This is a genomic window from Lentzea sp. NBC_00516, assembly GCF_036346835.1.
Lineage (GTDB): Bacteria > Actinomycetota > Actinomycetes > Mycobacteriales > Pseudonocardiaceae > Lentzea > Lentzea sokolovensis.
Genome location: NZ_CP107840.1, coordinates 9,677,565 through 9,696,465 on the forward strand (window position 1 = coordinate 9,677,565; position 18,901 = coordinate 9,696,465).

Genomic DNA, 18,901 nt, shown 5'->3' on the forward strand with positions numbered 1-18,901 from the left:
CAGGCTCTGCCGCGTGGATGAGGGGATCCGCGATCGGGGGAGAAGGTGGCGGCGCGGCGGGGGGAACGGCGCTGCCACCTTCTGATCACCTCACGGGGTGAGCGGGCAGGGGACCAGCGCCCACACGGACTTCCCGACCGTGCGCTGGACCACGCCCCACTGCTTGGCCAGCTGGTTCACGATCACCAGGCCGCGGCTGCGCACCGAGTCGGGCGAGACCGGCTGCAGCACGGGCTTCGACGGGGAGGCGTCCTCGACCGCGATGGCGACCGTGCACGGCTCGGCGGACTTCCGCAGCCGGAGACGTGCCGGGAACCGCGCGTGGTCGTAGACGTTCGACACGAGCTCCGTGACGACCAGCAGCACGTCGACGAGCTCGTCCTGGTGCACTCCGGGGAGGGCGGCCTCGGTCCAGCGGCGAATCCTGCCGAGGTCGGTGGCGTCGCGGTCGAGTTCCAGGACGTGCGCGGCATCCGAAGAGGTGCTGCCGTTCATCACTTCGCCCTCCTTCGCGATGTCACGCCTTGTGCGTCGCTGAAGGGATGCCCGCTCGCCGAAGCGATCAACCGTTGCCCGGCTCACCTGAGCGAGTGACGGTCTTCAGCAGGGTGACGGCGACCTGGCGGAGCTTGACGTTCTCGCGCTGGGAACGTTCGACCAGCATCGTGAAGGCTTCGTCCGCTGTGCACTCGTACGCGGCCATCAGCGCGCCTTTGGCCTGTTCGATGACGGCACGCGACTCGAGCGCCTGCTCCAGATATTGGATGTGCTTGCGGGAGCGCTGCCACCGTTGCGCGCTGGTGATCGTGGCGGAGGCCGCGGTGGTGAAGAGGCGCATCAGGCTCTCGTCGAACGGGTCGAAAGCGGCCGCGGTGCGGCTGTAGATGTTGAGCGAGCCCACGTGCTGGGCCTCGGATCTCTCCGACGCCGGCAGCACCACGGGCACGGACAGGTAGGCGCGGATGCCGTGTGCCGCCGCGGCCGACTCGAACTCGGGCCACTCGTTGAGGTGTTCTCCGACCACCGCGCGGACGACCGTCAGGGCGCGGGCGGCCTCCAGGCACGGACCGCGGTCGGCGCTGTACTGCTTCTCGTCGACCTCGACGAGAAGCTGGTCGGTCGCGGCCGCCGTGTGCGTCTGGTCCAGCTTGAGCACCGAGACCGTCACCGCGTCGGCGTCCACGATCGCTTTGGCCGCTGTCTCCGCCAGCCGCTGCAGCGCCTCGTCCAGGTCCTCTTCGCCGGTCAGCGCGTCGCGCAGCACCGCGAGCGCTTCCGTCGTCTCGTCGAGACGTTCGACGGGATCAGGTCTGTCGTCGGCCGGCTGGTCCGATGATCGCGGGAACGGTCTTATCACGTCGGCCATGCCGCCGCACTCCTTCATAGCCTGGGGGAGTACACGGCGCAGGCTGCTCGACGCTCGCCAGAGCATCGTAGGGCCGTTCACCGTGCCAGGGTCGGTCTCGCCTCGGTGAACTTGGGCGGATCCGGTCTGGGGCGCAGTGCGAGGACGCAGACGTCGTCGCGACCCTGTTCGGGAGCGACGGCGCTGATGACCGCCGGAACGAGGTCGTCGAGGCGTTCGGGCAGGTGCGGCGCCGTCACGGCGGCGCACAGCTTCTCGACACCCGCGTCGATGTCGTCGTTGCGATGTTCCACGAGCCCGTCGGTGTAGACGACCAGCACGTCATCCGGGCGAAGGGACGTCTCGAACGCGAGGTACTCGGCGTGCTTCACGGCACCCGTGATCAGCCCGTGCCGGTGCGCCATCGGACGGGCGACGCCGTCGCGGACCAGCAGCGGATGAGGGTGACCGGCGTTGGCGTAGCGGAGAGTGCCGTCCCACGGCGTGTAGACGCCGTAGAACACCGTCGTCATCGTCATGTCGTTGCCCGAGTGGACGAGCAGGTTCAGGTCCCGCAGCACGCGGTCGGGACGCGGGTCCAGCATCGCGTAGGCGCGGATGGCACTGCGAACCCTGCCCATCGTGACCGCGGCCCTGATGTCGTGGCCGATCACGTCGCCGACCGCGATCGCGAGCCTGCCGTCGGCCAGCGGGAAGGCGTCGTAGAAGTCGCCGCCCACACCGGCAGAGCTGTTCGCGGGCTGGTAGGCCACGGCCAGTTCGGTCGCCTCGACGGCGGGAATGCTCGGCGGGAGCAGGGCCCGTTGCAACTGCAGCACGATCTCCCGCTCGTCCTTCAGCTGCTCCGTCATCTCGTCCGCTCGCACCACGGCCGCCCGCACGTCGGCCTCGGCCGTGCGCCGGGCGGTGCGGTCGACGCACATGCCGCGCAGCGCGACCACGGTTCCGGTGGCGTCCGCGACCGCCTCGGCGATCGCGGAGATCACGACCACGCGGCCGTCGGGCGTGCACAGCCGGTATTCGATGTCGGGTGTCGGCGAGTGCAGGGTGAGGCCGGTGAAGGACGCCCTGGCCGATTCGAGGTCCTCGGGATGCACGTGCGCGAGGACTTCCTCGAGCGTGTTCGGGGAGTGGGTGACACCGGCGATGCGGCAGAGGTTGGCCGACCACGTGATCCTGCCGCTGCGCAGGTCGACCTCCCAGGAACCCGTACCGCCCGCGCGTTGCGTCCGGTCCAGCCGGTCGGTCCACTCGGCCTCCACGCGCAGGCCTTCGAGCTCGGCGACCTCGTGGGACCTGGTGAGGTCCTGCACCGCCACCACGGCGGCGATCACCTCGTTCTCGTGATCGCACAGCGGGAACAGGTTGAGCAGGAGCTGTTTACTGGTGTTCGCGAGGTCGGCACGGGTCTCGACGTCGCGGTGCACGGCGCCGGCCCCGAGCACCTCGGCGACATGAGGTTCCAGCGTGGCCTCGTAAGCGGGGGAAACGACCTCGCTCACCGTCAGCCCGACGTGGTCACTGCCCACCAGGCCGTGCATCGACACGAACTCCGGGTTGGCGTAGAGGAACCGCATCCGCTCGTCCACCACGGCGAAGCCCACCGGCGCCCGCTCGATCATCGCCGCGATCTCCGGCAGCGACCGGCCAGACCCGGCGAGGCCGCGGGCGAGGTCGATGGTGCCCGCCGGCGCGCCGTTGAGGAACTCCGCGTTCTTCCCGTCCACGAACCACATGACTCGTCGTTCCTCCTGTCTCACCACACAGGCTTGGCTCCAGGTTCTTTGGCATGCCGGTACTTCCGGCAATCTTCATACCCGGCTCCCGGCGCGGGTAAACACGGAATCAACCTGACGGAGGCACGGCAGGTCCACAGAGGACGTGCGGGTGAGCGCGCGGCATTCGAGCCGGCGTGGGTTACAGGTCGGGCTGGATGATCATCAGCCGGAACGTCGCGGACGGCGACTCGCGCCCGCACGTCTGCAACATGTGCCAGGCCAGGTTGCCGGGGCCGTTGCCGGCCTGGGGCAGCCGCTCCCTGCTGATCCCGAGGACGCCGTCGGGGCTCTCGCCGAGGATCTCCGGCGTGCCGACGAGCACCGCCAGGCCGAACGCGAGCACGTCGGCGCGCAGGCCGTCGTCCAGGTCGTCGGTGAGCCCGATCTTGCACTGCGGCTCGCCGTCCGCGCCGGAACCGACGCCGACCAGGCCCGCGAGTCCAGCGCTGTGTGCCACGGGCACCTCGAACACGCGGACGTTAGTGCCCATCGCCAGCGCCATCATCCTGGCCAGCGGCGTGGTGAGCATGGGGTCGTCGATGACGGCGTCGCCGTTGCCCGCGGGGTCCTCCGTGCCTTCGCCCATGATGCGCCGGATCATACCGCCGAACGCCGGAGCACCCCTACGCCCGCGAGCTGCTCGACGCGGTCCCGGTTCCGCCACCGCTGTCCGTCCACTGCGGACAGCGCGAAGCAGCGATGAACAGACGGGGCAACGGATCGACGTCGTCGCCGCAGAGTGTGCCGGTATCGGCGACCGCGCGGGCTTGGTTTCGTTGCAGTCGAAGTTCAACTCATTCGGGTGACGGGGCCGACGACGACAGAACGGCCGAATCACGGGTTGTTCTGTCAGCAGGCGGGGGCGCCGATGGGGCCGAGGCCGATGTAGGGGGTCCAGTTGTTGCCGGCGGTCCAGAACTTCTGGATGAGGTCGCCGTTGCTGTTGCGGCTGAAGACGTCCATCCGCTGGTTGCCCCAGGTGGTGGCGGTGGGGCTGGTGGTGATGTAGCCACCGAAGTCCTGCGGTTTGTAGCTCGTGAAGTCCGCGCCGTCGGGCGAGTACCACTGGACGAGGCTGCTGTCGTTGTGCCTCAGGTACAGGTCCAGGCTGGTGCCGCCGCGGGTGGTGACGGCAGGACGGCCGACGTAGTTGCCGCCGCGGTCGGCCCAGTTGTACCACCCGGCACCGCTGGTCCACATCACCGACAGCAGGCTGCCGTCCGGGGCCCTGGTGAAGACGTTCATCCGGGTGCCGTCCGCGCTCGCCACGGCCGCGGGCGCGCTGGTGGCGGTGACGGTGCTCCAGTTGTCACCGATGCCCGACCAGTCGTTGACCCAGCCGTCGGCGATGCTGAAGTGGCGGTAGACGATCTTGTTCGCGGCGTTGCGGGCGAAGACGTCGAAACCGGTGTCGTACCGCATGGTCACGGCAGGCGACGAAGTGATGGCGTAGGTGCCGAGGTCCGCCCAGTCGTACCACTGCTGGCCGGCGATCCAGGTCAGCTTCTTGAGGCGGTTGTCGATACCTTGCGCGAAGACGTCGATCCTGTTGCCGTTGCCGGAGACCACGGCCGCGGGGTCGCCCTTGATCTTGGCGTTGCCCGGCAACGTGGACCAGCAGGACCACTTGCCCGCCGAGAAGTTCCGGTGCTTCAGGCGGTAGTCGGTGGTCGTGGCGAACACGTCGATCGAACCGTCCGCCCGCGACACCGACGACACGCCCGGCATCGAGGACGGCGCGGTGTCCTGGCTCCACAACGCGTTCGCGATGATCTGCGCGTCGCTGACCTGCACGGCGTACCGGTCGGGGTACCCGGAACGCTGCACGGCCTGACAGATGTCGCCGATGTCGCCGGTGTGCCACTTGTTGTTGGGGTAGAACCGGATCATCTCGTCGAGGAACGCGTTGGTCGCCCACTCGGCGTCGAGCCGGTTCGGCGCCGAACCCCAGCCGTCGCGCTGCTGGTACAGGCCTACGCTGTCGCGGTCGCCGCCGTTGATGTTCTCGATGTGGGTCTCGACGATGACCGTGGTGATCGCGATGACGGCGGCCCGTTCGGGAAGCTTGCGCTCCTTGATGGCCTGCACGATCACGCGGGCACAGGACACCTCGTACGCGCCCATCCTGCCGCGCATGTCCTTGGTGAGCTTGGGATTCAGCTGTCCGGCGATGGTCTGGTCCTGCGGGTTGGTGCCGCCCTTGTCGCACGCCCGGATGTCCGCGGCGGACGCGACCGGGGCGGTGAGCGCGGTCAGTCCCGCGGCGAAGGTGATGGCAGCGGCCAGCACCGTGAGAAGTCTCTTCACGATTTCGTTTCCTTGTCAGAAAGACGTCGTCAGCAGGCGGGGGCGCCGATGGGGCCGAGGCCGATGTAGGGGGTCCAGTTGTTGCCGGCGGTCCAGAACTTCTGGATGAGGTCGCCGTTGCTGTTGCGGCTGAAGACGTCCATCCGCTGGTTGCCCCAGGTGGTGGCGGTGGGGCTGGTGGTGATGTAACCGCCGAAGTCCTGCGGCTTGTACGTGGTGTAGTCCGCGCCGTCGGGCGTGTACCACTGCAGGAGGCTGCTGTCGTAGTGGCGCAGCAACAGGTCCACGCTGTTACCGGCCCGCGTGGTGGCGGCGGGGCGGCCGATGATCGCGAGCCCCCGGTCGGCCCAGTTGTACCAACCGGCGCCGCTGGTCCACATCAGGGTGAGCAGGCTGCCGTCCGCGGAGCGCGTGAAGACGTTCATCCGGGTGCCGTCCGCGCTCGCCACCGCCGCGGGCGCGCTGGACGAGGACACGGTGGCCGCGTTCTGCCCGATGGCCGCCCAGTCGTTGATCCAGCCGTCGGCGATGCTGAAGTGGCGGTAGACGATCTTGTTGGCGGCGTTGCGGGCGAAGACGTCGAACCCGGTGTCGTACCGCATGGTCACCGCGGGGGAGGAGGTGATGGCGTAGGTGCCGAGATCCGCCCAGTCGTACCACTGCTGCCCGGCGATCCAGGTCGGCTTTTTGAGGCGGTTGTCCACGCCTTGTGCGAAGACGTCGATCCTGTTGCCGTTGCCGGAGACCACGGCCGCGGGGTCGCCCTTGATCTTGGCGTTGCCGGGCAGGGTGGACCAGCACGACCACTTGCCGGCCGAGAAGTTCCGGTGCTTCAAGCGGTAGTCGGACGTCACCGCGAACACGTCGATCGACCCGTCCGCCCGCGACACCGAGGAGACACCCGGCATCGTCGGCGGCGCCTGCGTGCCGCAGTTCTGGCTGACGAACGTCTCCTTGCCCGTCGCGTAGTCGAAGGAGTCGCCGTGGAACGACGCGGGCCTGATGTAGTCGGGGTAGCTCTGGCCGCTGCCCCGGTTGCGGAACTCGAAGTGCAGGTGTGCCGAGATGCCGGGGGAGTTGCCGTCGGTGTTGCCGACCGTGCCGATCAGCTCGCCCTGGTGGACGGTGTCGCCGGTGCCCACGGACTTCTGGTCGAGGTGGGCGTACAACGTCGAGTAGCCGTCGCCGTGGTCGATCTCGACGTAGTTGCCGTAGTCGGAGTTCTCGCCACCCTCCCACCTGACGGTGCCGGCGGCCGCGGCGACGACGGGCTTGCCCCTGTCGGCGTCGCCTTTCGTGCCGGTCGCGTTGAAGTCGATTTCCTTGTTGCGGTGCGCGTTGCTGTCGCCGGAGTTGCCGTCCCACGAGGTACCGCACACGAACGGCAGCTCAAGGCTGGGCGCGGCGGCCTGTGCGGGTGTCGCGACCGCCAGCGATGACGTGACGATCGCGGCGACGAGGAGGAAAGGCCGGACTCTCGGCGTGTTCCTGGTACTTGGCGTGCTCATGCCGGTCACGATGTCCGGCCGATCATGTGAATTCTTTGCAGGTTTCTGCAAAGCGCAGTTCAGCAGCGGTCGAGGGAGTCGAGTCGCTCCTGGATCCGTTGTGCCTCTTCGGTCCGGCCCTGCTGCCGGTAGATCTCCAGCGCCTCCTGCCACGCCGCGCGCGCCTCGTCGAACTGACCGAGCGCGGCGTGCGGGGCGCCGAGTCCGGCCAGGGCCTCCGCGATCGCGTAGTCGTAGATGAGTTCTCGCTGCAGAGCCAGGGATTGGCGGTAGTGGTCCACGGCCTGCGCGTGGTCACCGGCGAGGTGGGCGATGTAGCCGAGGCTGTCCAGCACACCCGCCTCACCGGCCGGATCGTCGTGCGCGCGGTACAGGGCCAATGCGGCCTGACAGTGCTCCCGTGCCCGGTCGTGCTCTCCCAGCCGGACGGCGTACCAGCCGACGCCGTTGAGCGCTCCCGCCTCCCACACCGGGTTGCCGAGCACGCGGCAGAGTTCCAGGGACCGGACGGAGTGCTCCAGCGCGCTCCTGTCGTCTCCCTGCTGCTCGTACGCCCTGGCGAGGGCCGTGTGGGTGTGGGCCTGAGCGGTCACGTCGTGGTGCTGCTCCGCCAGGGCGAGAGCCCGCAGCAGGTGGTCCAGTGCCTGCTCGCGCAGGCCGAGTTCGGCGTGGACGAGGCCGAGCTGGCGATGGCCGAGCACGGTGGCGGCGGGGTCGGGCAGGTGCTCACTCGCGACCAGCGCGGCCTGCCAGGTGCGGACCTGGTCGTGGTGGTGCCCCCGGAGCTGGTGGAACGTGGACAGCGACCACGCCAGCTGCCAGACGGCCTGCCGCCACCCGAGCGCGGCCGCGATGTGCTGGGCCGCCAGCAGGCAGAGGTGTTCCGCGTCGAACCAGACCATGGCCGCCGACGAGTCCGGCAACGGCTGGGGTGAGCAACCCCGTGCGGGCGGGTCGAGCGGGATGTCCACGCGGTGCGGGTACACGAGGCGATCGGCGGCGTGGGCGGTGTGCAGGTAGAAGCCGATCACCCGTCGCAACGCCGACTCCCGCTCCGGCGCCGCCAGGTCGCGGTGCGCGGCGTCGTCGGCGTAGCGGCGGATCAGGTCGTGCATGCCGTAGCGGCCCAAGGCGTCCTGACTGATCAGCGATGCCTGTTCCAGACCGCGCAGCACGGTTCTGGTCGCGGCCTGGGACAGACCGGTGAGGGACGCGGCGGCGGGCAGTCCGGTGCCAGGCCCCTGGGCGATGGCGAGCAGTCCGAAGACCGTTCGTTGCCCGGCGGTCAACGCGTTGTAGGACAACGACAACACGGCGGGCAGGCTCGCGGCGGGGTCGCCTTCGTCGAGCACGTCGAGGAGGCTTTCGCGCAGCTCGGCGGCGAGAGCGGGCAGGGACGAGCCGGGACCGGTGTGGGCGCGTCCCGCGATGATGCTCAACGCCAGCGGGTACCCGCCGCACAGTTCCACCAGATCCCTCACCGCGGCGCGTTCCGCCTCGGCCTGTGCGGTCCCGAGCCTCGCACCGAGCAGGTCGCGTGACTCGGTGTCGCCGAGGACGTCGAGGACCACCTGCCGGGCGCCGTGCCCGGTGACGAGACCGGGCAGCCGGTTGCGGCTGGTCACCAGCACGGCGCACGACCCGCCGCCCGGCAGCAACGGGGTGACGTGGGCGGTGTCGGCGGCGTTGTCGAGCACGAGCAGCATCCGCTTGTCCGCCACGAGACTGCGGAACAACGCCGCTTGAGCGTGCGGCTCGACCGGGATGCGGCCGGGCTCGACCCCGAGGGCGTCGAGGAAGCCGCGCACGGCGGACGCAGGGGACAGCACGTCGCCGTCGGCGCTGAAGCCGCGCAGGTCGACGTGCAACTGCCCGTCGGGGAACCGGTGGGCGTGCCGGTGCGCCCAGTGCAGAGCGAGCCAGGACTTGCCGATGCCGCCAGAGCCGACGATGGCCGCGACGGCGGAGGTGTCCAGAGCGGCGTCCAGGGCGGCCAGTTCGTCCTGGCGGCCGACGAACGGCGCGGGCGCCATCAGGAGCTGCCGGGGTACCACCGCCCGCGGGCCCTGGGATCCACCGCCGGGCACGGAGTCCGCGGTCAGCAGCCGCTGGTGCAGGTCCTGCAGTGCCGCCCCTGGTTCGGTGCCCAGTTCCTCGACCAGGCGCGCCCGGACCCGCCGGTAGAGATCCAGTGCGTCGACGGTGCGTCCAGCCTGGTGCAGAGCGAGCATGTACTGCCCTGTCACCCGCTCGTCCAACGGCTGCCGGGCACTCCGCGCGGACAGCTCGTTCACCAGCTGCCCGCCTCTCCCGAGCCGCAGCACGGCGTCGGCCAGGTCGTGCTCGGCGGCCAGCCGTTCCTGCGAGAGCCGGTCGCGTTCGGCCTCGGCCCACTCGCCTTCCACACCGGTCAGCGGCTGTCCCCGCCACAACGCCAGCGCCTCGGTCCACACCCGCACCGCCTGGACGTCATCGCCGCCGGCCTGGGCGCACAGGTCGCGGAACCGGTGCAGGTCCGTCACCGGCTCGGCCGTGTCGGCGATCAGGGCGTATCCGCCGGAGCGGCGCACGATGCTGACGCCACCCGCGCCGGCCAGCGCCTGGCGCAGCCGGGAGATGTAGCTCTGCACCGTCGCCCGTGACCGATGTGCCGCGTCCGCGCCCGAGACCCGCTCCACCAGGCGGTCCATCGGCACGACCCGGCCCGCGTCCACGGCCAGCGCGGCCAGCACGCACCGCTGCTTGGGTGTGCCCAGGTCCACCGGCTGCCCGTCGACCTCCGAGCTGACCTCGCCCAGCAGGCGCACCACCACGGCCACGCGCAACGCCCCCTCGTCCCGATCGCCCGACCATGACACCACACCCGCCCTGGTCCGTCCGCGAGACGGCCTAGCGGGCCAGCGTGACCACGCGACCGGTGTGCAGGCAGCGCAACACTTCCCCGGCTTTCTCGTCATCTGCCCTTCGAGGACACGCCTGCCACCGCCTGCCAGGTCTTCAGGTCCTTGGACGACCACGTGAGTGCGCGTTCATACAGCAACTCTAAGTCAGAAATCGAACGCACAGCGGCACGGCAAAGCTCTCTCGTGCCAACACATCAACTGCGGCACCGCACTTGTGCAACTGGCGCGCGCAACTGCGGCCCTATCAAGCCCTGCACCGGAAAGGTCCTTCTCGTCCCAATCATGACGTGTCGCGGATAGACGACGGACAGCTCAACCGCTCACCCAGGGTGAGCGGTTGACAACCGCTCGGACATCACAATAGTGTAATTCTACTAGAGAATTGCGTCCTGGGGGGATGGCTCTATGCTAGAGGCGCTTGGGCTGAGTGAGACTTCCGAGTTGGTATATCTGGCGTTGCTGGATTGTACGGACGGAGACTGTCATCATCTCGCCAGCCATCTAGATCTCACGGAACGCGAAGTTTGTGACGCGTTGGACGAATTGACGAAAATGGCGCTGCTGCAGACCGGTGACGACAATCGGCATCAGCCGCCCCGGCTGGTCGACCCCGAGGTCGGCATGGCGGCGTTGATCGCCCGGCAGCAGGCCGAGATCGCGCGCCGGCAGCAGAAAATCGAAGAGAGCAAACTCGCGCTCGCTCGATTGCTCTCACAACATTCTGAATCCCGTACCAAATCAGCTGATTCCGGCGTCGAGCACCTGATCGGCCCCGCGGCGATCCGGCGACGCCTTCGCGAGATAGCGGCATCCTGCGAATGGGAGGCGTGCTCGTTCATGCCGGGCGGCGCGGAGTTCGCGGAGAGCCTGCCGGCCGATCGGTTCCCGGATTCCGGCGCCGTCGACCGGGGCGTGCGCCTGCGGACGATCTACCTCGACAGCATCCGCAACCATCCGTCCGCGATCGAGTACGCCCATCAGCTGTCCGAACTCGGCAGCGAGGTCCGCACCGCGCCGTCGCTGCCACTGCGGATGTTCATCGTCGATCGGCGGACCGCCCTGGTGCAGGTCGGCACCGACGACGATGACGAATCGGCGGTCGTCGTCTCGATCGACGGGGTCGCCAGCGCGCTGTACACGCTGTTCGAGTCGGTGTGGCGGACCTCGGCACCGCTCGGCCTGCCCCGGCCACGTGATGCGGACGGCCTGACCGGCCAGGGCCGGGAGGCGCTCAAGTTGCTGGGCCAGGGGTGCACCGACGAGATGATCGCGCGCCGGTTGGGCGTCTCGGTGCGCACGGCCCGCCGCGTCGCGTCGGAGTTGCTCGCGCGCTTGGACGCACGGAGCCGGTTCCAGGCGGGCGCACGGGCCGTGGCACGAGGATGGGTCGACATCGACGACCTGGACTAGCGGTGTCAGGGCCCCTGGACTCCGGGAACCTGGCAGGACGGGTCTTCGGAGAGCCCCTTGAGCTGGCGGTATCCCATGCCGCAACAGTCGCCGGTGATGTCCTCGTCCAGCGCGTCCGCCGGGTGCGGCACGTCGAGCGGCTGGACCTTGGTCAGGTCGATGGGATCCACCTCGTCGTCGATCCACATCAGACCGCCGATGGTGATCAGGTCCAGGTGCGCCCACGCCATGTACTCGACCCGGCTGAAGCTCTGGTTGTGCGCGCCGAACCCGAGGTGAAGACCGCAGCTGCGCTCGTTGATGTGCGAGTTCGTGGTGATGAACTCGCCGACACCGTGGTTCGTGCCGAGGCCGAACTCGCCGACGTTGCGACCGTTCGGGCTGTCCAGGCAGAGCTGGAACATCTCCTGCAGTTCCGGGCGGGCGCAGCTGACCGAACGGGCCTTGCCTGCCTCGATCTCCACCCTGGCCGGGTTGTCGGCCAGTTTCGCGTTCAGGTCGCTGATGATGTTGGCGTTGTAGGCGCCGTCGGCGACCAGGACGCCCTCGACGCCCGCGGGGTAGGTGGCGATCTCCCCGGCGGGCAGGATCGTGAAGCCACCGGGACGCCACACTCCCCGGTTGCTGATCCACTGGTACTTCTCGCTGTCGAGGTCGACCGTGATGTTCGTGCCGCCCTCGGTGGTCACGCGGACTCGCTTGGCGTTCTCCAGGCGGTGCAGCAACGTGCCGTTGAGCGACGACAACTCCATCGGACTGACGTTGAGCGCCTTGGTGAAGAAGTCGGCGGACGCGCTGATGATCCGCAGGATCATGATCTTGTCCTGGCCGTAGCGGCTCAGCAGCGGTGCGAGCACGTCGAAGTGCGACATCGTGTCCCGCTCGAGGGTGATGATGACCAGCCGGCCCGGCAGCCTGGCCGGATCCGGCAGCACCTTGCCGATCCGCTCGGCGAAGCTGCTGTCCTCCAGCGGACGCATGGGAATGATGTCCGGGTTGAAACCGCGGTGCTTGAGTCCGAGCGCGACCCAGGCCGCGGGCTCGCGGCTGTCAGGCGTGTAGGTGATCACGAACTTGTCCTGGTCGCGGATCACCACGTAGTCGTCCAACAGCGAACCGACACCCTCGAAGACCCGCTCGTCGGCCATCTGCGCAGTCATTGTTGCTCCTTGAATAGCGCCCGAAGTGAACGATTTCCTGGTCGGGTTGTGGTGACTCCGCTGGCATGCCGCCGGCGGAGCCACCATTCTTTTGACAACCCGTCGCGGCCGTTACCTCGGCGGGTCGGCGATATCGCCTACTGCGTGGCCAGATACCAGGCGATGGTTCCGAACTCGGTCTGCTCGGCCCTGCCGGGCTCGGGCTCGGACTCGGCCATGGCGGTGAGTAGGGTCTGCAGCTCCTGAGTGTCAGGCATAGCTTGAACCTTCCTTCGAGACCATACCGACAACTGCCGGCGAGACCCATGCTTCTGCACGCCGTTCACCTGTCGCGAGTGGTCAGTTCCTGCCATTGATCGGCGCGGCATGAACCGGCCACCATCAGCAATGGCGGCTTATTGCCGCGCATGTAGAATCGCCAAATATCGGCACAGCCGCTCGAAGTGACCTGGGGGCGCGGTATGAACACATCTTCGGCCGAGGAATATCTGCGAAATCAGCTCACCTCGTTCGAGATAAGCCCGGACGCGACCGCTGCCCTGGCGACGGTGTACCACCGGCGGCTCGGCCGGCGCCTCTGGTCGAGCCTCGCCGAGCAGGGCACGCCGCCGGACGGACCCGATGGCTGGCGGCAACTCACGTGGCTGCACCCGAGCGTCGTCCGAATGGTCACGACCGGCCCGATCGACGCCGGCGCTCTGCACGCCGCCGATGCCAACGGCACGTTGTACGCCGTCGCCGGCGGGCCGGCCCGGCCACCGCTGGAGCATCTGCCCGAGCGTGATGGCGTGACCTGGCTCGAGGACAGCGTTCGATACCTCGAACACGACATCCAGATGGTCGACGATGCCCAGTCGTTGACGCTGTCGCGACAATTGGCCGCGAGTTCCCAGCCACACGTCGACCAAGCCGTCGACGTGCTCGCTAGGGTGTGGCCTGCCGCCGCGCAGGAGTTCCGGACTCTGGTGCAGTCGATCGCGTACGTGGACGGAACCGTGTTCCGCTCGGCGACGGTCGAGCAGACGTACGGCGTCATCTACGCCGCGCCGCAATCGCTGGGCAGCGTGGCCGCCGCGTTCGAGATGCTGCTGCACGAGACCGGCCATCACGCCCTGTACCTGCGGAACTCGTTCGGGCCGTTCGTGCTCAACGGCTCGGCGCTGGCCTCGCATCCGCTGCGACCGGACCCGAGGCCGATTTTCGGCGTCCTGCACTCGGCGCACGTCCTGGCCCGGATGGCCACCGGCCTGCACCGCTGGACGGTGGAGGCCGACGCTCCCGACGAGGCGCACGAACGAAGGGAGCAGGCGCTGAAGAACCTGTCGCAAAGCCTGGACGTCCTCGGCCGGGAAGCCGAGTGGACGGATCAGGGCATCGACTACTTCAAGGACCTTCGCGCGTGTGAGGACTCGTTGCGGGCGGCGTGACCGGGCCCAGAAGGGGTGACCATGACAGGCCGATCACCATTGTTGATCGTTGTCGGCAGCGGCCATCGGGTGTATCACGAGTATCTGCTGAGCCTGATGGCCGAACACGCACGGGTGTGGCTGTTGCGGGATGCCGAGCCGACCTGGGAGAAGCTCTACATCGCCGGCTGCACGGTGGTGGACACCCGCGATTCGGCGGCGGTGGTCGAGGCGGCCACGCGCCTTGCCGACAGAGTGACGGTCGACGGCGTGTTGTGTTTGGACGAAGCCAGGTCCGTGCCTAGTGCACACGCCGCCGCCGCGCTCGGACTGCCGACCGCCGGGGCAGAAGTTGTCGGCCGAAGCCAAAATCCGGACGGGGTCCGCGATGCGTTGGCCGCGGCCGGCGTCCCTCATGTCGCCGAAGCCGAGCGACGTGCCGATGACCTGACCTTCGACATCGCCTGCGTCGACGGCGAACCGTTCCCCCTGTTCGTCAGCCGGCAGATCGACGCCGTCTTCCCCGAGCTGACAGGTTCGGGACATGTCGTGGATTCGACGTTCGCCGACGAGGAGATGACCGCCCTGGCGGTAGCTGCGCAGCGGGCGATCGGCGTGCGATACGGCGTCACCCACACACGAGTACGACGCACTGCACGCGGACCGAAGATCGTGAGTGTCCACTGGGGACTGAGCGGTGACCTCGTGCCCTATGCCGCGTCAATCGCCGCCGGCGTCAACCCCGGCCGCGTCCTGGTGCAGGTCGCCCGCGGAATTCGTCCCGACCCGATCCCCGTGCGCGCCCACCGCGTTGCCGCCGTCCGATTCCTCACCGCACAAGCAGATACCGCACCCGGCCTGGTTCACGCGGACGAGACCCGGCTGCCGTCGTCCGTGGACGTGGCAGAGGCGTTCCCCGCGCCCGATCGGCGATCGACCGGGACGGGTGGCGGAACTCGATCACTCCGTTACGCCTACAGCGTTGTCGTCGACGACACCGTCGAAGGGTGCGCACGGGCCCTCACCGCGGCCGAGAAGGCGTTCATGCCACGTTCGAAGGGAGAGTTTCGAGATGGAACCACTGGCATACCCGATGCCCCGGTCCTGCCCGATGCGTCCGTCGGACCAGTACGTTGAGCTGCGTGCGGGCGCACCGCTCGCGAGGATCACTCTGCCCAGCGGGCGGACCGCCTGGTTGATCACGCGCTACGAGCACGTACGCGGATTCCTCGCCAACCCGAACGTCACCACGAGCCGGCTGCACCCCAATTTTCCTTTCTACCTCCCGTTGTCCCGAAAACTGAGGGAGGACGTCAACGCGTCCCTCATGAGCCTGGACCCGCCGGAGCACACGGTGCTGACCCGGATGGTGATCCCCGAGTTCACCCACAAACGCGCGCAGAAACTGCGGCCCCGCGTGCAGAAGATCGTGGACGAGCACGTCACGACCATGCTGAACGGCGACAGGCCGGCCGACCTGGTGGAAGCTCTCTGCCGCCCGGTCGCCTCGCAGGTCATCTGTGAGGTCATCGGCGTCCCCTACCACGATCGCGAGATCTTCCACTCGACCAGCAAGGTGATGGCCAGCCGGACCAGCAGCTCGAAGGAACGCGACGAGGCAGACGCCACGCTTCGGGGCTACCTGAGCGATCTGGTGGCGGTGAAGGCGAAGGAGGCCGAGGAGCCGGGTGCCGTGCCGGGCGACCACCTGATCGGCCGGGTCATCGCCAAGAACCAGGAGCAGCGCGTCCTGGGGCTGGACGACATCGCCGCGTTGTGCGTGTCGCTCCTGAGCGCCGGGCACGAGACCACGGCCAACGTGATGTCACTCGGCACCGTGCTGCTGCTCGAGAACCCCGAGCAACTCGCCGCGATCCGGGCAGACCCGTCCCGCACACCGGGCGCGGTGGAGGAGATCCTGCGCCACACCAGCATCACCGACCCGAGTGGGCTGCGGGTGGCGCTGGCCGACATCGAGGTCGGCGACATGGTGGTCAGGAAGGGCGACGCCGTCGTCGTGTCCACCGCGGCGGCCAACTGGGACGACAGCGTCTTCGCCCATCCGGAGAAACTCGACTTCGACCGCGACGCGGGGCATCAGCTGGCCTTCGGCCACGGCATCCACCGGTGCGTCGCCCAGAACCTGGCCCGTGTCGAGATCGAGATCGTGTTCAACACCCTGTTCGCCCGGATTCCCGGCCTCCGGCTGGCCGCCCCCGTCGAGGAACTGTCCTTCAAGGACGGAGCGCTCCTCTACGGCATCCACACATTGCCCGTCACCTGGTGACACGCCGTGTCGCGGGCACGGCCGTGACCTCAGGAGAGCCTGCCGTCCGCTTGCTGGCTCCGCTGCGGGAACGACGCTTCGCGCTGTACCTCATCGGCCAGCTGCTCTCCCAGATCGGCGACGGCATCTACCTCGTCACGCTGCCGTTCGTCATGCTCGACCAGGGTGGCGGTCCGGCGAACCTCGGCGTGGTGCTGGCCTGCTACGGAACGGCCAGGCTGGCCGCCCTTCCGATCGGCGGAGCGCTCGCCGACCGCCTGGGCGCCCGGCCGGTGATGCTCGCCGCGGACGCGCTCCGTGCCCTCGTCGTGCTCGGTTTCGCCGTGCTCGCCGCCAACGGTCACATTCCCCTTTGGGCCATGATCGCCGTTGCGGTTCCGTTCGGCGTCCTCGGTGGGATCTTCATGCCGGCCTCGTTCTCCGTACTGCCGCAGATCGTGCGCCCCGAGTCGCTCGCCGCGGGCAACTCCCTGATCGCGATCATGCAGAGCACGTCGAGGATCGCCGGGCCCGCGCTGGGCGGAATGCTCGTCGCGTCGCTCAAGAGCGGCGTGGGACTGCTGATCGACGCGATCACCTTCCTGGTGTCCAGCCTGACCCTGATGGCGATCCGACCGTCCAGGCCGGCGACCGGAACAGCCGATGAACCGGCGGCGCAGCACGCCGACGACAGCGACCGACTGCGGACTTGGCGATCGGTGCTGCGGTATGCCGCCGGCTCTCCCTTGGTACGCATGACTCTGCTGACCACGCTCGTGTTCAACCTCGCCGCCGTCGGCCTGATCGAGGTCGCACTGCCGATCTTCGCCCAGGATTCGCTGGGCCGGGGAGCCTTCGGGTTCGGGGTCATGATGGCCGGCCTCGGTGCCGGCTCGGTCGTCGGAGCACTGCTGGGCCCGGCACTTCTGCGCCTGCGCCGTCGCGGGCTGATCGCACTCTGCCTGGGCACCGCCGAGGGACTCGCTCTGACGGGTGTCCCGGTGGGCAACTCGCTGGTGATGGCAACCGCGGCGATGTTCACCGCCGCGTCCTTGCAAGCCACCGTGAACGTCTTCTACATGACGATGCTCCAACGGGCAGTGCCTGCTCGAGCGCTGGGCAGAGTCATGAGCCTGCTGGCCACCTGTGCCGGTCTCGCCTTCCCCGCCTCCGCGCTACTGGCCGGGACGGCACTGGGCACTGCCGACCCGGAGGTCGTGATCATCGTCGCCGGACTGGGCGTGTCCGCGGCCTTCTCGGTCGGCTTCTTCAGTAGGCCGTACCGGAACCTCTGAGCACACGCCGAGGCGCGCCCGGCAACCGCCGGGCGCGCCTTCGGGGGAACAGCGTCACATGATGATGTCGAACATGTTCCAGCCGAAGCCGAGTTCCTCACCCTGGCTGTAGGGCCGGCCGTTGTCACGGATGATGTTGTTGGAGTACATCCACAGCGAGCCGTCGGGCTTGCGGGCGACGAGGTCGGAGAAACCGTCACCGGTCACGTTCGCGCCGACGATCTTGTCGAACATGTTCCAGCCGCTGCCGATCTCCTTGCCCTGGTAGTAGGGCCGGCCGTTGTCGCGGATGATGTTGTTGGCGTACATCCACAACGTGCCGTCGGGCTTGCGTCCCAGCATCTCCGCGAAGCCGTCGCCGGTCACGTCGGCCGCGGTCAGCGTGTCGAACATGTTCCAGCCGAAGCCGAGTTCCTGGGCCTGGTGGTAGGGGCGGCCGTTGTCGCGGATGATGTTGTTGGCGTACATCCACAGCGAACCGTCGGGCTTGCGGGCGACGAGCTCGGCGAAGCCGTCACCGGTCAGGTCGGCGCCGACGATGGTGTCGAACATGTTCCAGCCGAAGCCGATCTCGCGGCCGGAGCCGTAGGGCATGCCGTCTTCCTTGCCGTCGTTGGCGTACAGCCACATCGAGCCGTCGGAGGGCTTGCGCGCCACCAGGTCCGTGTAGCCGTCGCCGGTCACGTCCGCGGTCAGGACGATGTCGAAGCCGTTCCAGCCGTGGCCGATCTCCTGGCCCTGGTGGTAGGGCCGGCCGTCGTCGCGGATGATGTTGTTGGTGTACATCCAGATGGTGCCGTCCGGCTTGCGTCCCACCAGGTCCGTGAACGAGTCGCCGGTGATGCTGTGGTTGCCGTCCGGCTTCCCGCCACCGCCACCGCCGTCGCCGACGCCCACGGGGGAGACGTAGCCGATGATGTCGCCGTTCGAGCGCTGGTAGCTCGACCGCCGGACTCGGCTCGGGCTGCCCTGGTTGCCACCGATGGTGTTGACCCTGGTGCTGGAAGCGCTCGTCACGATGGCCACGTGGTCGATCGGGTGGTCGTCGCCGGAGCTGTGGTCCCAGTCGAACACGATGGCGTCACCTGGTTGTGGCGTGTACCCACTGGACCGTGAATGGTAGGTCCCGTTGTCCTGGCCGTAGGACTTGAACGACTGCGCCCAGCCGTCGAGGCCCTTGAGGTCCGTGACACCGCCCTTCTTCCACACCCAGCGGGCGAACTCCGCGCACCACGCCATGCCGCAGCTGTTGTTGTAGCCGGGCGAACAGGCGGAGCCGCCGAGCTCCTCGGTGGCGACGTCGACGATGCGGTCTCTCGACGGTGCGGCGTTTGCGGGCGGTGCCATCAGGAGGGTGCCGGCCATCAGGGCCAGCGCCGCGGACATCACGGTGCGGGTGGTCCTGCGCAGGCCGGTGCCGGTGGACTTGGACTCGCTGCCGCTGCGGCGGATTGCTGATCGGAACACGGGGTTCTCCTCGGCTCTGGGGGATCCGGCCGGTG

General features: G+C 68.5%; 14 protein-coding genes. 5 read left to right on the forward strand and 9 right to left on the reverse strand.

Annotation, left to right across the window (positions count from 1 at the left end; all coding sequences use genetic code 11):
- Positions 1-90: 90 nt before the first annotated feature.
- The 7 genes from OG205_RS45155 to OG205_RS45185 form a co-directional block, all read right to left on the reverse strand.
- Entirely contained in the window at positions 91-495 is a 405-nt protein-coding gene (locus OG205_RS45155; protein WP_330273871.1) for an ATP-binding protein, read from the reverse strand.
- Positions 496-562: 67 nt separating this feature from the next.
- Entirely contained in the window at positions 563-1,366 is an 804-nt protein-coding gene (locus OG205_RS45160; protein ID WP_330273872.1) for a GAF and ANTAR domain-containing protein, read from the reverse strand.
- A 77-nt stretch (positions 1,367-1,443) separates the two neighbouring features.
- Positions 1,444-3,102: a SpoIIE family protein phosphatase gene (locus tag OG205_RS45165; protein ID WP_330273873.1), complete on the reverse strand. Its 1,659-nt coding sequence runs from the start codon at positions 3,100-3,102 to the stop codon at positions 1,444-1,446.
- Positions 3,103-3,283: 181 nt separating this feature from the next.
- On the reverse strand, positions 3,284-3,730 hold the full coding sequence (locus tag OG205_RS45170) for a hypothetical protein (RefSeq protein WP_330273874.1): 447 nt from the start codon (positions 3,728-3,730) through the stop codon (positions 3,284-3,286).
- 263 nt (positions 3,731-3,993) lie between these two features.
- Complete coding sequence (locus OG205_RS45175) at positions 3,994-5,451, reverse strand: hypothetical protein (RefSeq protein ID WP_330273875.1); 1,458 nt, start codon at positions 5,449-5,451, stop codon at positions 3,994-3,996.
- A gap of 29 nt (positions 5,452-5,480) precedes the next feature.
- The gene (locus OG205_RS45180) at positions 5,481-6,959 is read right to left on the reverse strand and encodes a peptidoglycan DD-metalloendopeptidase family protein (protein WP_330273876.1); all 1,479 of its coding nucleotides are present in this window, start codon (positions 6,957-6,959) and stop codon (positions 5,481-5,483) included.
- Between the two features lie 59 nt (positions 6,960-7,018).
- Entirely contained in the window at positions 7,019-9,817 is a 2,799-nt protein-coding gene (locus OG205_RS45185; RefSeq protein ID WP_330273877.1) for an AfsR/SARP family transcriptional regulator, read from the reverse strand.
- Positions 9,818-10,267: 450 nt separating this feature from the next.
- Here OG205_RS45185 and OG205_RS45190 point away from each other — a divergent pair, with 450 nt between their 5' ends.
- Positions 10,268-11,272 (forward strand): LuxR C-terminal-related transcriptional regulator, encoded by a 1,005-nt coding sequence (locus OG205_RS45190; protein WP_330273878.1) that lies wholly within the window; start codon positions 10,268-10,270, stop codon positions 11,270-11,272.
- Between the two features lie 5 nt (positions 11,273-11,277).
- Here the strand turns inward: OG205_RS45190 and OG205_RS45195 are convergent, their stop codons facing one another.
- Positions 11,278-12,432, reverse strand: coding sequence for a hypothetical protein (locus tag OG205_RS45195; protein WP_330273879.1), 1,155 nt, complete (start codon positions 12,430-12,432; stop codon positions 11,278-11,280).
- Positions 12,433-12,893: 461 nt separating this feature from the next.
- Here OG205_RS45195 and OG205_RS45200 point away from each other — a divergent pair, with 461 nt between their 5' ends.
- Genes OG205_RS45200 through OG205_RS45215 form a run of 4 tightly spaced genes read left to right on the forward strand, consistent with a single transcriptional unit; the run spans position 12,894 to position 17,399 of the window.
- Complete coding sequence (locus tag OG205_RS45200; protein WP_330273880.1) at positions 12,894-13,859, forward strand: aKG-HExxH-type peptide beta-hydroxylase; 966 nt, start codon at positions 12,894-12,896, stop codon at positions 13,857-13,859.
- Positions 13,860-13,880: 21 nt separating this feature from the next.
- The gene (locus OG205_RS45205) at positions 13,881-14,975 is read left to right on the forward strand and encodes a hypothetical protein (RefSeq protein ID WP_330273881.1); all 1,095 of its coding nucleotides are present in this window, start codon (positions 13,881-13,883) and stop codon (positions 14,973-14,975) included.
- Positions 14,911-16,125 (forward strand): cytochrome P450, encoded by a 1,215-nt coding sequence (locus tag OG205_RS45210; protein ID WP_330273882.1) that lies wholly within the window; start codon positions 14,911-14,913, stop codon positions 16,123-16,125. The genes OG205_RS45205 and OG205_RS45210 overlap by 65 nt, the downstream gene beginning before the upstream one ends.
- On the forward strand, positions 16,122-17,399 hold the full coding sequence (locus OG205_RS45215) for an MFS transporter (RefSeq protein WP_330273883.1): 1,278 nt from the start codon (positions 16,122-16,124) through the stop codon (positions 17,397-17,399). Before OG205_RS45210 ends, OG205_RS45215 begins: the two co-directional genes overlap by 4 nt.
- A gap of 54 nt (positions 17,400-17,453) precedes the next feature.
- Here the strand turns inward: OG205_RS45215 and OG205_RS45220 are convergent, their stop codons facing one another.
- Positions 17,454-18,866, reverse strand: a complete 1,413-nt coding sequence (locus OG205_RS45220; RefSeq protein WP_330273884.1) for an FG-GAP-like repeat-containing protein — start codon at positions 18,864-18,866, stop codon at positions 17,454-17,456.
- Between the last annotated feature and the right edge of the window lie 35 nt (positions 18,867-18,901).

What these genes read in the sequence shown, in the direction of transcription:
- OG205_RS45200 (WP_330273880.1), top strand. Translation starts at nt 12,894, where the DNA reads ATGAACACATCTTCGGCCGAGGAATATCTGCGAAATCAGCTCACCTCG.
- OG205_RS45155 (WP_330273871.1), bottom strand. Translation starts at nt 495, where the DNA reads ATGAACGGCAGCACCTCTTCGGATGCCGCGCACGTCCTGGAACTCGAC.
- OG205_RS45210 (WP_330273882.1), top strand. Translation starts at nt 14,911, where the DNA reads ATGGAACCACTGGCATACCCGATGCCCCGGTCCTGCCCGATGCGTCCG.
- OG205_RS45165 (WP_330273873.1), bottom strand. Translation starts at nt 3,102, where the DNA reads ATGTGGTTCGTGGACGGGAAGAACGCGGAGTTCCTCAACGGCGCGCCG.
- OG205_RS45170 (WP_330273874.1), bottom strand. Translation starts at nt 3,730, where the DNA reads ATGGGCGAAGGCACGGAGGACCCCGCGGGCAACGGCGACGCCGTCATC.
- OG205_RS45205 (WP_330273881.1), top strand. Translation starts at nt 13,881, where the DNA reads ATGACAGGCCGATCACCATTGTTGATCGTTGTCGGCAGCGGCCATCGG.
- OG205_RS45160 (WP_330273872.1), bottom strand. Translation starts at nt 1,366, where the DNA reads ATGGCCGACGTGATAAGACCGTTCCCGCGATCATCGGACCAGCCGGCC.
- OG205_RS45195 (WP_330273879.1), bottom strand. Translation starts at nt 12,432, where the DNA reads ATGACTGCGCAGATGGCCGACGAGCGGGTCTTCGAGGGTGTCGGTTCG.
- OG205_RS45180 (WP_330273876.1), bottom strand. Translation starts at nt 6,959, where the DNA reads ATGAGCACGCCAAGTACCAGGAACACGCCGAGAGTCCGGCCTTTCCTC.
- OG205_RS45190 (WP_330273878.1), top strand. Translation starts at nt 10,268, where the DNA reads ATGCTAGAGGCGCTTGGGCTGAGTGAGACTTCCGAGTTGGTATATCTG.